A 12,656-nucleotide genomic window follows, 5' to 3' on the forward strand; every position below is an offset into this window, starting at 1 on the left:
GGTCAGCATGGAGCAATTGTTTTATCTAGCCGACCTGTTCGGCGTTGCAGTGTTCGCCATCACCGGCGCGTTGATGGCGGGGCGCAAGTCCATGGACCTGTTCGGTGTATTGGTGATTGCCATCATTACCGCACTGGGGGGCGGCACCCTGCGCGACTTGATTCTGGACAATCATCCCGTGAGCTGGATTCGCAACGACCTGTATATCGTTGTTGCCTCGCTGGCGGCGATTGGGACTGTTATCTGGGTACGGTTGACGCAACCAATCCACGAAAAAGGTTTGCTATTGGCGGATGCCTTTGGCCTGGCTGTGTTTACCGTGATCGGCACCGAAGTCGCCATGCAGCACGAAGTTCCGCATAGCACGGCCATTATCATGGGCGTGATGACCGGAGTGGCGGGGGGGGTTATGCGCGATGTGATCTGTAATGAGATTCCGCTGATCTTTCAGAAGGAAATCTATGCCACAGCTTGCATAGCAGGGGCTCTGGTCTTTATCACCATGCGCGAGCTGGGTACGCCGCACTGGCTGGATACCGGCGTCGCCATGCTTACGGTATTGCTGATTCGCCTTGCCGCCATTCGGTGGCACATCGGCTTGCCACGGTTTCACTTGCTGGATCGCGACTGACAACCACATCAGAGGCGCGCACTTTTCTAACCTGAACAAGAAAGGTGCGCTCTGGGGTAGAGCGCAGGTTAACCATAGTTAATTTAACTCAACTAAATAGTCATTTAGTTGAGTTAAATTCATTTAGAGTCATTTCCCATTGGCCGATTACCGCGACAGCGCAAACCACTCGCCACCGCAACAAGTCGAAATACCCTGCGGCGGGGCAGGGGGCGCATTACCCGCGTTGCGCAACCCACTGCTTCAGTACCTTGCGCGGTTAGCACCTTCTAGCCAATTGACCATGAGGTATGTGCTGCAGGACGCCGCATACCGTTTGGGTTTCGACGATCTCGACCTTCACGAAACCCCTTGGCACCTACTGCAACCCGGGCATATAACCGCACTGGTTGCAGCATTGCGTGAAGACGGTTACGCGCCTAACACCTCATCGTTGTACGTCAATGCTCTACGCGGCGTGCTGAATGAGGCCTGGCGACTGAGCTTGATTGATCAGGACCATCTACTAAAAATTCGCTCGGTCAAGCCCAGCAGCGGTAGCCGGATTATCCAGGGGCGTAATCTCAAGCGCAGCTTGATTCGCGAGCTGATGGACGTCTGCGCCGCTGACCCCAGGCCCCAGGGGCTAAGGGATGCAGCCATTATTGCCATTTTGTATGGCTCCGGGATGCGTAAGTCTGAGTCGGTGAACCTTGATCTGAGCCAGATCGACTTTGCCGAGCGCAGCCTGCGTGTATTGGGCAAAGGTAATAAAGAGTTGGTTAAGTACGCGCCAACCTGGGCATTCGACAAGCTCAATACCTGGCTTGCGTTCCGGCGCTCGCAGCTAGCCACAGGCCAGGTTGACGACACTTTTTTATTTAACCGAATTCGCCGCGGCAGCCATATAACCCGTGAACGCATCAGCAAGCACGCGATCTACTTCATAGCTAAACAACGCGGGCTCCAGGTCGGCGTGAAAATCATGCCGCATGATTTCCGCCGGTCATTTATTACTCGCGTGATTGAAGAGCACGATCTGTCGCTGGCGCAAAAGCTCGCGCACCACACGAATATTCAAACGACTGCAAACTATGACGTACGCGATGAAAACGAACGGCGTCGGGCTATCGACAATTACACGTTTTAATCGAGGTGAGTGATGGAGCGCTTGTGCAGCAGTTACCTCAATGCATCGGTTTACTATCAGTCAACACATATCATTTAACATAATATACATTATACGAAGTCTTATATCAGGAAGGCAGCAGCCATGCGCTGTGCTTTGCGCTCTGCTGAACGCAAAAATTAAGAGATTTGTGCATCGGCAACCTCATATCTTTGCGTGAAATGTACCGTTGATTACTGACCGCCTGGCCGTTTGCTTCAGCCACAATGATCGCTCTGTCTGCGGTACTTGCGTCTGAGCTTATTCCATAAAAATATTAATGAATTCATTGATATAGAGCTTTTCGGTAATCAGAATGGCGCGCCTTGTTAGCCCTGTTTAATGCGACTTGCTTGCCGCACATTGAGACTTTTGGAGGTCGCATGTCAGTCACTCGCCAGATCTTGCTTGCCCTTGTGCTCGGGATTATTACCGGACTCGTGTTGAATACCAGCGCCGGTGCTCTGCCTGCAGGCAGCGTGACTTGGCTGGACATAAACGTGCTGACCCCAGTGGGCAATATTTTCCTGCGCCTGCTGCAGTTTGTGGTGGTCCCCATGGTTTTCGGCGCCCTTATCCTTAGCCTCACAAACCATGAGCACGGCGCTGCTGTTGGGCGTCATGCCGGTCGTCTACTCATCAGCTATGTACTGACCAGCGCCATCGCGCTGGCACTTGGCATGCTGGTCGCGCAGTGGCTTAGCCCTGGCAGCGGCACTGAAAGCTTGCTCAGTCAAGCGCCTGAGGCGCGCCATGCTGATAGCCTCAGCCGGTGGCTAGTCGAGCTGGTGCCAAATAACCCATTTACCGCGTTGAGCAGTGGCGGCTTGCTGCAGGTCATTTTTGCGGCGGCGCTGATCGGCATTGCCATGCGTGCGTTGCCTGCAGACAGTGCGCCGTTACGCCGGCTGATTGAGAGCGGCTACACGGTCACCCTTAAAGTGCTGGAGTTTGTGCTCAAACTGGCACCCTTGGGCGTATTTGCCCTGATCACTTCGGTGATTGCCAGTCAGGGGCTGGACCTGTTGCTGCGCCTGGGTATGTATGTGGTCGGCCTCACGCTGGCACTGGCGCTGATGGCCATTTTTTACCTGCTACTGCTGGGTATTACGGGCGCTCGGCCGTTGGCGTTCGTGAAAAGCTTTGGGCAAAGCTTGGGCTTTGCCTTTGGTACAGCCAGTTCCGGTGCCACCTTGCCATTGGCACTCGGTAACGCCCGTAGCTACGGCATGAGTGAGTCGTTAGCCAGCTTTGCCCTGCCCTTCGGCACGGCCCTTAAGCGCGACGGTGCCGCCGTGCTACAAGGCTTCAACGCGCTATTTGTCGCCCAATTATTCAACATCGATATCACCACCTCATTGCTGATCACCGTGTTTACCACCGGCCTTTTAGTCAGCTTTTCCACTGCAGGCGTACCCGGTGCCGGGCTGGTGGCGATGACAACGGTGCTGGGTGCGGCTGGTCTACCGCTGGAGGGCGTTGCGGTTGTGGCAGGTGTAGACCGATTCACTGATGGGCTGCGTACGGCACTCAACGTGATGGGTAACTGTGCGAACGCGGCTTTGCTTGATCGCTTGGATGGCGACCAGGCAACGCTATTTACGCCTGAGAATGAGGCAGAAAAATCAGCGAGTTGAGGCGCTATTCTGCCTTAGCTAGGCGCTGCCTCCCCTGCTACACCAATACACAAAGTGTTGATCAGACGTGTAACACCACTCGACCACGACTTGGACAGGTTTCCATGTGGCGATGGGCCTCAACAACGTGGTCGAAGGCAAACACTTGGTCGATCAACGGACGCAGCAACCCGTCGCAGGTCAGCTGATTAATACCCTGCACCGCCTTGGCCACGGCCACCGGGTCTTGCGGAATATTCAGCTCTTCTTTACCGGTGAAATTACCGATGCAATGCACGAAGAATTGAATGTTCTTTTGAAAAGCAGCGCAGGCCGGGAATGGCGTTTCATTGCCGCCCTGCAGATCAAACAGAATTAGCCGGCCACGCGGCGCGATAGCGTCTCCCAGCAGACACATTTGTGGGCCGCCGAGTGCGTCCATCACCACATTGACGCCCTGCCCGTCAGTCAGTTTGCTAACACGACTGACCAAGTCTTGTTCCTCAGTAAGGATGATGTGATCAGCGCCCAGTTGCTTAAGAAACTCACGGTCTTCGGCATGGGCAGTGGCGGCGATCACGGTCGCGCCCAGGGCTTTACCCATCTGCACAATATAAGGGCCCCAGCAGCGACTGGCGGCGGTTACCAGTACGGTTTCGCCGGCCTGCAAGTGAGCCAGTTCAACAAAGCCAAACCAGCCGACCATCGAAGGCAAATAGTGCACAGCCGCTTGCTGGGCCGTGAGGTTATCGGGGTAACGGGCCAGCGAGCTGCGCGGTAAAACCACGTGCTCGGCATAACCCGGGTAATGATTGGCGCTGTGCCCTGGGAAGCTGGCCACTCGATCGCCCACGGCCAGGTCAGATACGCCGTCACCGAGCGCCAACACCACGCCAGCCACTTCATGGCCGAGGCTGGCTGGCAAGTGGGCCAGCGTAGGTGCCAGGTTCTGCCGCCAGAGTACGTCGTGCCAGCTGACGCCTATAGCCTCAACACCGACCAGCACTTCACCCGCTGCCGGCGCAGGGATGGCTCGCTCTTCGATCTTGAGGACATCAGCCTCACCAAACTCATGGAAACGCACTACGCGGGACATCGCAAACCTCTTCGGTTGACCCATTCAGGTCGTGGTAACTGGCGCGCAGTTATGCGCTTACAATCACAGACAACCTCTTATGGCCACGGACTTTATCCGGGCTTTGCCTGCAATTCCACCGCCCAGGGCTGATATTCACCATGCCTGTTGATGATGATGCGTCAGCCGCATCTCTTTTCTCCCTGCATATTGCCTGTCAGCGCTATTCGGCATTAGCCTGAGCCGCGCCAAACCGCAGCCACGCCAGAATGGATAACGGATGAACCGTAACGATCTTCGCCGCGTCGATCTCAACTTGCTGATCGTCTTTGAAACGCTGATGCATGAACGCAGCGTGACCCGTGCGGCGGAAAAACTCTTTCTCGGTCAGCCGGCCATCAGCGCTGCCCTCGCCCGTTTGCGCAGCCTGTTTGATGACCCGTTGTTCGTGCGCACGGGACGCAGCATGGAGCCGACTGCGCGGGCCATGGAGATTGCCGCCCTGCTCTCGCCGGCATTGGATTCGATCTCCACCGCCGTCAGCCGCGCGGCTGAATTTCACCCTGCGACCAGTACTGCGGTGTTTCGCATTGGCCTGTCAGATGACGTTGAGTTTGGTCTGCTGCCGCCGCTGATCAAGCGCCTGCGGGCTGAGGCTCCTGGCGTGGTGTTGGTGATTCGCCGTAGCAACTACCTGCTGATGCCCGCTTTGCTGGCTTCCGGCGAAATTTCCGTGGGTGTGGCCTACACCGAAGAGCTGCCGGCCAATGCCAAGCGCAAGGTACTGCGCCGGAGCAAACCCAAGCTGTTGCGTGCGGACACTGCTCCAGGGCTACTTAGCCTGGACGACTTCTGTTCGCGGCCGCATGCGCTGGTGTCGTTTGCTGGCGACCTCAGTGGTTTTATTGATGTTGAGCTGGAAAAGCTCGGGCGTAAGCGCCGGGTCGTGCTGGCCCTGCCCCAGTTTAATGGCCTCAGCACCCTGCTCTCCGGCACCGATATTCTCGCCATCGTGCCGGATTACACCGCCGCGGCGCTGAGCGCAGTGGGCGGTGTGCGCGCTGAGGAACTCCCCATCCCCTCGCAGACGTTTGAGCTGCACATGGCCTGGCGCGGCGCTCAGGACAACGATCCGGCCGAACGTTGGCTGCGCTCACGCATCCAGATGTTTTGTGGGGACCCCGATAGCCTGGACTAAGCGTGTTACGCACAAAACCACAGCGTGCTCACATATGTATTTGTCGATACAAGCCTGTAAATAATCATTCTGATTGATACATATCTTCGAATCGTTCGATTCGTCGCCTTAGCCTCGCCGCAGCAGACTCCGCCTCCTCAAAACACCCTTTGGCGGAAGTACGCATGCAACAGCCCAATAAAAAACTCTGGCAGTTCCCCCTGGCCCTTGCCGCTGTGCTGGTACTGGGTGCGTGCGGCAAAGCGCCGGAAAGTGCACAACAAATCCCCGCTGCCAAAGTCAGCGTGGCCGAAGTCATTGAACAACCGATCAATGAATGGGACGAGTTCACCGGTCGCCTGGAAGCGCCAGAGTCGGTGGAAATTCGCCCACGGGTATCTGGTTTCATTGATCGCGTAGCCTTCAACGAAGGCAGCCTGGTGAAAAAAGGCGACCTGTTATTCCAGATCGACCCACGGTCGTTCCAGGCCGAGGTCAAACGCCTTGAAGCCCAGCTGCAACAGGCTCGCGCCAGCCAGGCACGCACCCAGAGTGAAGCCAATCGCGGCGAGCGCTTGCGTCAGAGCAACGCCATTTCCGCCGAACTGGCCGACGCTCGCGCCAGCGCCGCCGCTGAAGCCAAGGCCGCAGTTGCCGGCATCCAGGCGGAACTGGATAACGCCCGTCTCAACCTCAGCTTTACCCAGGTTACTGCGCCGATTGATGGCCGCGTCAGCCGGGCGCAAATCACCCGAGGCAACCTGGTTAATGCCGGGCAAAGCCTGCTGACCACTCTGGTCAGTACTGACAAGGTGTATGCCTATTTCGATGCCGATGAGCGCGTGTTCCTCAAATATGTCGAGCTGGCGCGTCAGGCCGGCGGTCAGACCCGCGATGCCAGCCCGGTGTACCTTGGCCTATCCAGCGAGGATGGCCACCCGCACCTGGGCGAGCTGGATTTTCTCGACAACCAGGTCAACCCGCAAACCGGCACTATCCGTGGCCGTGCGGTGTTCGACAACCGTGACGAGCGCTTCACCCCTGGCCTCTACGCCCGCCTCAAGCTGGTCGGCAGCGGCCAGTACGCTGCTGCGCTGATCAAGGATGAAGCGGTCGGCACGGACCTGGGCAAGAAGTACGTGCTGATCCTCGATAAGGACAACGCCGTGCAGTACCGCGCCGTTGAGCTGGGGCTGAAGCTGGAAGGCCTGCGCATCGTACGCAGCGGTTTGGCCAAGGGCGAGAAGATCGTGGTTAACGGTCTACAGCGCGCGTTCCCCGGCTCCACGGTGGATCCGCAAAGCGTGCCCATGGCCGATGAAAAGACCCAGGCGCTGCTGACCGAGCAACGCCAGGCCATCGAACGCCAGAACAGCCGCCGGGTTGCTGCGAAAAACAGCCCCGCCAGCACTGCGCCACGCGGCTAATAGGTAGACGACGATGAATTTCTCGCAATTCTTTATTCAGCGGCCGATCTTCGCCGCCGTACTGTCACTGCTGATCCTGATCAGCGGCGCCATCTCGCTGTTCCAGCTGCCGATCAGCGAATACCCGGAAGTGGTGCCGCCCACCGTGGTGGTCCGCGCCACCTTCCCTGGTGCCAACCCCAAGGTGATCGGCGAAACCGTCGCCTCGCCACTGGAACAGGCAATTACCGGTGTGGAAGGCATGCTTTATATGTCGTCCCAGGGCACTGCCGACGGCAAGATGACCCTGACCCTGACGTTCGCCCTCGGCACCGACTTGGACAAAGCCCAGGTGCAGGTGCAGAACCGCGTCACCCGCACCATGCCGACCCTGCCCACTGAAGTGCAGCGCCTCGGTGTAACCGTCGACAAGGCCTCGCCCGACCTGACCATGGTGGTGCACTTGACCTCGCCGGACGACCGTTACGACATGCTCTATCTGTCTAACTACGCCGCGCTCAACATCAAGGATGAGCTGGCGCGCCTGGATGGCATCGGCGATGTGCAGCTGTTTGGTCTGGGCAACTACTCGCTGCGCGTCTGGCTCGATCCGAACAAGGTGGCCTCGCGTAACCTGACTGCCGCCGACGTGGTCAACGCCATCCGCGAGCAAAATCGTCAGGTCGCCGCCGGTTCCCTCGGGGCGCCGCCATCGGATGCGGGCAACAGCTTTCAGCTGTCGATCAACACCCAAGGCCGTCTGGTCACTGAGGAAGAGTTCGAAAACATCATCATCCGCGCCGGTGAAAATGGCGAAATCACTCGCCTGAAAGACATTGCCCGCATCGAACTGGGCTCCAGCCAGTACGCCCTGCGCTCCCTACTGAACAACAAGCCGGCAGTGGCCATCCCGGTATTCCAGCGCCCCGGCTCCAACGCCATCGAGATTTCCGATGCGGTGCGCGCACGCATGGCCGAGCTGAAGCAGAGCTTCCCCCAGGGCGTGGACTACGAAATCGTCTATGACCCGACCATCTTCGTGCGTGGCTCCATCGAGGCGGTGGTGCATACCCTGCTTGAAGCCATCATCCTGGTGGTGCTGGTGGTGATTCTGTTCCTGCAAACCTGGCGCGCCTCGATCATTCCGCTGGCCGCCGTGCCGGTGTCCTTGATCGGCACCTTTGCTGTGATGCATATGTTCGGCTTCTCGCTCAACGCGCTGTCACTGTTCGGCCTGGTGCTGGCCATCGGCATCGTGGTGGACGACGCCATCGTCGTGGTGGAAAACGTCGAACGTAATATCGGCCTGGGCAAAACCCCGCTGGAAGCCACCAAGCAGGCGATGAAGGAAGTAACCGGGCCCATCGTCGCAACGGCCCTGGTGCTGTGCGCGGTGTTTATCCCCACCGCCTTTATCTCCGGGCTTAGCGGACAGTTCTATCAGCAATTCGCGCTGACCATCGCTATCTCCACGGTGATCTCGGCGATCAACTCGCTGACCCTGTCCCCTGCCCTGGCCGCTGTGTTGCTGAAAAGCCACGACGCGCCGAAGGACCGTTTCTCCAAGTTGCTCGACAAGCTGTTTGCCGGCTGGTTGTTCAAACCGTTCAACCGCGCGTTTGATCGTGCCAGCCATGGCTATGTCGGCACCGTGAAGCACGTGCTGCGTGGCAGCGGTATCGCCCTGTTCCTCTATGCCGGGCTGATGGGCCTGACCTACCTTGGGTTTGCCACTACGCCGAGCGGTTTCGTCCCGGCGCAGGACAAGCAGTACCTGGTGGCCTTCGCCCAATTGCCGGACGCCGCAACCCTGGATCGCACCGAAGATGTGATGAAACAGATGTCGGAAATCGCCGGTAAACATCCGGGCGTGGCCAACACCATTGCCTTCCCGGGTCTGTCGATCAACGGTTTCACCAATAGCCCGAACAGCGGCATCGTCTTCGTCGCGCTGAAGGATTTTGATCAGCGCAAAAACGAAAGCCTGTCGGCCGGGGCCATTGCCGCTGAGCTTAACGGCCAGTTCGCGGGTATTCAGGAAGCCTATCTGGCGATCTTCCCACCACCACCGGTGCAGGGCCTGGGCACCATCGGCGGCTTCCGCCTGCAGGTGCAGGACCGTGGCAACCTCGGTTATGACGAGCTGTACGTACAAACCCAGAACGTCATCGCCAAGGCCCGCCAGCTGCCGGAGTTGGACCCGATGTCGGTGTTCACCAGCTACCAGGTCAACGTGCCGCAGATCGATGCGGCCATCGACCGCGAAAAGGCCAAGACCCATGGCGTGGCGATCAGCGACATCTTCGACACCATGCAGATCTACCTGGGTTCGCTGTACGCCAACGACTTCAACCGTTTTGGTCGTACCTATCAGGTCAACGTGCAGGCCGAGCAGCAGTTCCGCCTGGAGCCGGAGCAGATCGGCCAGCTCAAAGTGCGCAACAACCGTGGCGAAATGGTGCCGCTGTCGGCCTTCCTCAAGGTCAGTGCCAGCTCGGGTCCGGATCGGGTGATGCATTACAACGGCTTCCTCACCGCTGAAATCAACGGAGCTGCAGCCCCCGGCTACAGCTCCGGCCAGGCCGAGGCGGCGATTGCTCAACTGCTCAAGGAAGAACTGCCGACGAGCATGAGCTTCGAATGGACTGACCTGACCTACCAGCAGATTCTCGCCGGCAACAGCGCGATCTTTATCTTCCCGCTCTGCGTACTGCTGGCCTTTCTGGTGCTGGCGGCGCAGTACGAAAGCTGGAGCCTGCCGCTGGCGGTGATCCTGATCGTGCCGATGACCCTGCTGTCAGCAATTACCGGTGTGATCCTGGCTGGAGGCGACAACAACATCTTTACCCAGATCGGATTGATCGTACTGGTGGGATTGGCCTGCAAGAACGCCATCCTCATCGTCGAGTTCGCCAAGGAGAAACAGGAAGAAGGCATGGACCGCGTCAGCGCGGTGCTGGAAGCCTGCCGCTTGCGTCTGCGGCCGATTCTGATGACCAGCTTTGCCTTCATTATGGGTGTGGTGCCGCTGGTACTGTCCTCCGGTGCCGGCGCGGAAATGCGCCATGCCATGGGTGTTGCGGTGTTTAGCGGCATGCTCGGCGTAACCTTCTTCGGCCTGTTGCTGACCCCGGTGTTCTATGTGTTGATTCGCGGTGTTGTGGAGAAACGCGAAGCACAGAAAGCCGCGCGTTTGCAGGAGGTGCAGGCATGAACAGCTTTAACGCCAAACCGCTGGCCATCAGCCTGTTGACCCTGGCGCTGACAGCCTGCGCCGTCGGCCCGGATTACCAGGCCCCGCAAACCGCAGATGCCCAGCTGAAAAGCGCGAAAAGCGTCAGCTTCGACCGTTCGCGTTTCGAAGTCAGCTGGTGGCAGCAGTTCGATGACCCGATCCTCAACCAACTGGTGCAACAATCGCTGGAGGAAAACCGCCAGCTGCGAGTGGCCTTTGCCCGCCTGCGGGCGGCCCAGGCCATTCGTGATGACCTCGGCAACGATCAGTTGCCGACCGTCACCAGCCGCGCCAGCGGTGAATTTGGCAAAGCCCAGCAACCCGGCGTCACCGAGCAGCGCGTGCGCGGCGAACGTTACGACCTGGGCCTGGACATGCTCTGGGAGCTGGATCTATTTGGCCGCATCCAGCGTCAACTGGAAGCCAGCGATGCCGAGTTGGATGTAGCAGAAGCTGATTACCAGCAGCTACAGGTCAGCCTGATCGCCGAACTGGTAGATGCCTACGGCAGCCTGCGCGGCGCGCAACTGCGTGAACGTATCGCCCGCGACAACCTGAAAAACCAGCAGGAATCCCTCGCCATCACCGAGCAACTGCGTGAAGCCGGCGTCGGTAGCCAGCTCGATGTACTGCGCAGCGACGCACGCCTGGCCGGCACCGAAGCCAGCCTGCCGCAACTGCAAGCGCAGCAGCAGCGCGCCAAGCACCGCATCGCCACCCTGCTCGGCCAACGCCCGGATCAATTGAGCGTGGACCTCTCCGCCCAGGATCTGCCCGCCATCGCCAAGGCCCTGCCAGTTGGCGACCCCGGCGAGTTGCTGCGCCGCCGTCCGGATATCCGTGCAGCAGAACGGCAACTGGCCGTCGCCACCGCCACTATCGGCGTGGCCACGGCGGATCTGTTTCCACGGGTGAGCCTGTCAGGTTTCCTCGGCTTTACCGCCGGGCGTGGCTCGCAGCTGGGTGCATCAAAGGCGCAGGCCTGGGGCCTGGCACCGACTATCAGCTGGGCGGCGTTTGATCTGGGCAGCGTGCGTGCACGCCTGCGTGGGGCTGAAGCCGAAGCCGATGGCGCGCTGGCCAACTATGAACAACAGGTACTGCTGGCCCTGGAGGAATCGGCTAACGCCTTTAGCGACTACGGCAAACGTCAACAACGCCTGCTAGCCCTGCTACGCCAATCCGACGCCAGCCGCGCCGCTGCCGAACAAGCCCGCGTGCGCTACCGCGAAGGTGAAGTGGACTTCCTCGTGCTGCTCGACGCCGAACGCGAACGCCTAAGCGCCGAAGACGCCCAGGCTCAGGCCGAAGTCGAGCTCTATCGCGGCATCGTCGCCATCTACAAGGCCCTCGGCGGCGGATGGCAGCCTAGCGCCTAAACCTGAGTAACGCGCCTGATTTGTATAGACAACCTTTTCAGCCCCACGACAGTTGCTCCTTGTTGTGGGGTTTTTTATGTGCGCGCGCAAGGGTGGGTGCAGGCTGGGACAATCGCGGGGGGACGTTGCCGTCCAGTGTTAGCGATGCTTATCGCTAACACTGGTGGTAAGAGGCGCCGGGTTGCGGGAATGCAGGCCGAAAGGTGGTGGCGCGCCGGGCAGTGCAATCAGCGGGTAGCCGCTTTCTTCTTGGTATTGGGTAGCAGGTGCGAGAACACCGCGTGCAGGTCATCTGATGCGGTCTCGCCATCCAGGTTGAGCTTGGCGTCAACGCTGTCCATGTGGCGCATCATCAGTTCCACGGCCACATCAACGTTACCGGCCTCGATGGCGTCAATCACCTGATCATGTTCCGCATCCGAGCAATGCGCGCGGCTGTTGCTTTCATACAAGGCGATGATCAGCGACGTCTGCGAAATCAGACTGCGCAAAAAACCCAGCAGGGTCAGGTTGCCCGCCGCTTCAGCAAGTTTCAGGTGAAATTCGCCGGACAGGCGAATGCCCATACCACGGTCACCGCGCGCAAAGCACTCACGCTCATCGATAACCATCTGACGCAGTGCCGCGATGTGCTCGGGCTTGGCATTTTTACATGCCAGTTCGGTAATGGCGCGCTCAATCATGCGACGCACATAGAAGATCTGTCGGGCTTCTTCGGCCCCAGGGCTTGCGACCACCGCACCACGGTTAGGTCGTAGCAACACCACGCCTTCGTGGGCCAGGCGAGACAACGCGCGACGAATGATAGTGCGGCTCACGCCGAAGATTTCACCGAGGGCTTCTTCGCTAAGCTTGGTGCCAGGCGCTAGGCGCTGCTCAAGAATGGCATCGAAGATATGGGCGTACACGACATCATCCTGAGTCCCGCTGCGAATGATCTTGCCTTCGCGCGTCTGCTTCTTAAGGGGCTGCAATTGTTCGTTCATTGTG

At 59.0% G+C, this 12,656-nt stretch carries 9 protein-coding genes; 7 read left to right on the forward strand and 2 right to left on the reverse strand.

Features of this window, described 5'->3' with window-relative positions:
- The first annotated feature begins 7 nt into the window (after window positions 1-7).
- From AC0J6G_RS07455 to AC0J6G_RS07465, 3 genes are all read left to right on the forward strand, one after another.
- Window positions 8-631: a trimeric intracellular cation channel family protein gene (locus AC0J6G_RS07455; protein WP_475252716.1), complete on the forward strand. Its 624-nt coding sequence runs from the start codon at window positions 8-10 to the stop codon at window positions 629-631.
- Window positions 632-914: 283 nt separating this feature from the next.
- Window positions 915-1,760, forward strand: a complete 846-nt coding sequence (locus AC0J6G_RS07460; protein WP_475253639.1) for a site-specific integrase — start codon at window positions 915-917, stop codon at window positions 1,758-1,760.
- A gap of 401 nt (window positions 1,761-2,161) precedes the next feature.
- Window positions 2,162-3,415 (forward strand): dicarboxylate/amino acid:cation symporter, encoded by a 1,254-nt coding sequence (locus AC0J6G_RS07465; RefSeq protein ID WP_475252718.1) that lies wholly within the window; start codon window positions 2,162-2,164, stop codon window positions 3,413-3,415.
- A gap of 61 nt (window positions 3,416-3,476) precedes the next feature.
- Here the strand turns inward: AC0J6G_RS07465 and AC0J6G_RS07470 are convergent, their stop codons facing one another.
- Window positions 3,477-4,490: a zinc-dependent alcohol dehydrogenase family protein gene (locus AC0J6G_RS07470; protein ID WP_475252720.1), complete on the reverse strand. Its 1,014-nt coding sequence runs from the start codon at window positions 4,488-4,490 to the stop codon at window positions 3,477-3,479.
- Between the two features lie 259 nt (window positions 4,491-4,749).
- On the opposite strand from AC0J6G_RS07470, the gene AC0J6G_RS07475 reads away from it, so the two are divergent.
- The 4 genes from AC0J6G_RS07475 (at window position 4,750) to AC0J6G_RS07490 (ending at window position 11,666) form a co-directional block, all read left to right on the forward strand.
- On the forward strand, window positions 4,750-5,667 hold the full coding sequence (locus AC0J6G_RS07475; protein ID WP_475252722.1) for a LysR family transcriptional regulator: 918 nt from the start codon (window positions 4,750-4,752) through the stop codon (window positions 5,665-5,667).
- Between the two features lie 164 nt (window positions 5,668-5,831).
- The gene (gene mexE / locus AC0J6G_RS07480; protein ID WP_475252724.1) at window positions 5,832-7,073 is read left to right on the forward strand and encodes a multidrug efflux RND transporter periplasmic adaptor subunit MexE; all 1,242 of its coding nucleotides are present in this window, start codon (window positions 5,832-5,834) and stop codon (window positions 7,071-7,073) included.
- Window positions 7,074-7,086: 13 nt separating this feature from the next.
- Window positions 7,087-10,266 carry an efflux RND transporter permease subunit gene (locus AC0J6G_RS07485; RefSeq protein WP_475252726.1) on the forward strand — a complete coding sequence of 1,060 codons (3,180 nt, stop codon included), beginning with the start codon at window positions 7,087-7,089 and terminating at the stop codon, window positions 10,264-10,266.
- On the forward strand, window positions 10,263-11,666 hold the full coding sequence (locus tag AC0J6G_RS07490; RefSeq protein ID WP_475252728.1) for an efflux transporter outer membrane subunit: 1,404 nt from the start codon (window positions 10,263-10,265) through the stop codon (window positions 11,664-11,666). Before AC0J6G_RS07485 ends, AC0J6G_RS07490 begins: the two co-directional genes overlap by 4 nt.
- 227 nt (window positions 11,667-11,893) lie before the next feature.
- On the opposite strand, the gene AC0J6G_RS07495 is transcribed toward AC0J6G_RS07490, so the two are convergent.
- Window positions 11,894-12,652: a GntR family transcriptional regulator gene (locus tag AC0J6G_RS07495; RefSeq protein ID WP_475252730.1), complete on the reverse strand. Its 759-nt coding sequence runs from the start codon at window positions 12,650-12,652 to the stop codon at window positions 11,894-11,896.
- Between the last annotated feature and the right edge of the window lie 4 nt (window positions 12,653-12,656).

It is taken from the genome of Pseudomonas sp. TS_SC_3 (assembly GCF_056156225.1).

Bases quoted from the DNA above. Each gene is read 5' to 3' on its own strand.
- AC0J6G_RS07455 (WP_475252716.1), top strand. From the start codon at position 8: ATGGAGCAATTGTTTTATCTAGCCGACCTGTTCGGCGTTGCAGTGTTC.
- AC0J6G_RS07460 (WP_475253639.1), top strand. From the start codon at position 915: ATGAGGTATGTGCTGCAGGACGCCGCATACCGTTTGGGTTTCGACGAT.
- AC0J6G_RS07465 (WP_475252718.1), top strand. From the start codon at position 2,162: ATGTCAGTCACTCGCCAGATCTTGCTTGCCCTTGTGCTCGGGATTATT.
- AC0J6G_RS07470 (WP_475252720.1), bottom strand. From the start codon at position 4,490: ATGTCCCGCGTAGTGCGTTTCCATGAGTTTGGTGAGGCTGATGTCCTC.
- AC0J6G_RS07475 (WP_475252722.1), top strand. From the start codon at position 4,750: ATGAACCGTAACGATCTTCGCCGCGTCGATCTCAACTTGCTGATCGTC.
- mexE (WP_475252724.1), top strand. From the start codon at position 5,832: ATGCAACAGCCCAATAAAAAACTCTGGCAGTTCCCCCTGGCCCTTGCC.
- AC0J6G_RS07485 (WP_475252726.1), top strand. From the start codon at position 7,087: ATGAATTTCTCGCAATTCTTTATTCAGCGGCCGATCTTCGCCGCCGTA.
- AC0J6G_RS07490 (WP_475252728.1), top strand. From the start codon at position 10,263: ATGAACAGCTTTAACGCCAAACCGCTGGCCATCAGCCTGTTGACCCTG.
- AC0J6G_RS07495 (WP_475252730.1), bottom strand. From the start codon at position 12,652: ATGAACGAACAATTGCAGCCCCTTAAGAAGCAGACGCGCGAAGGCAAG.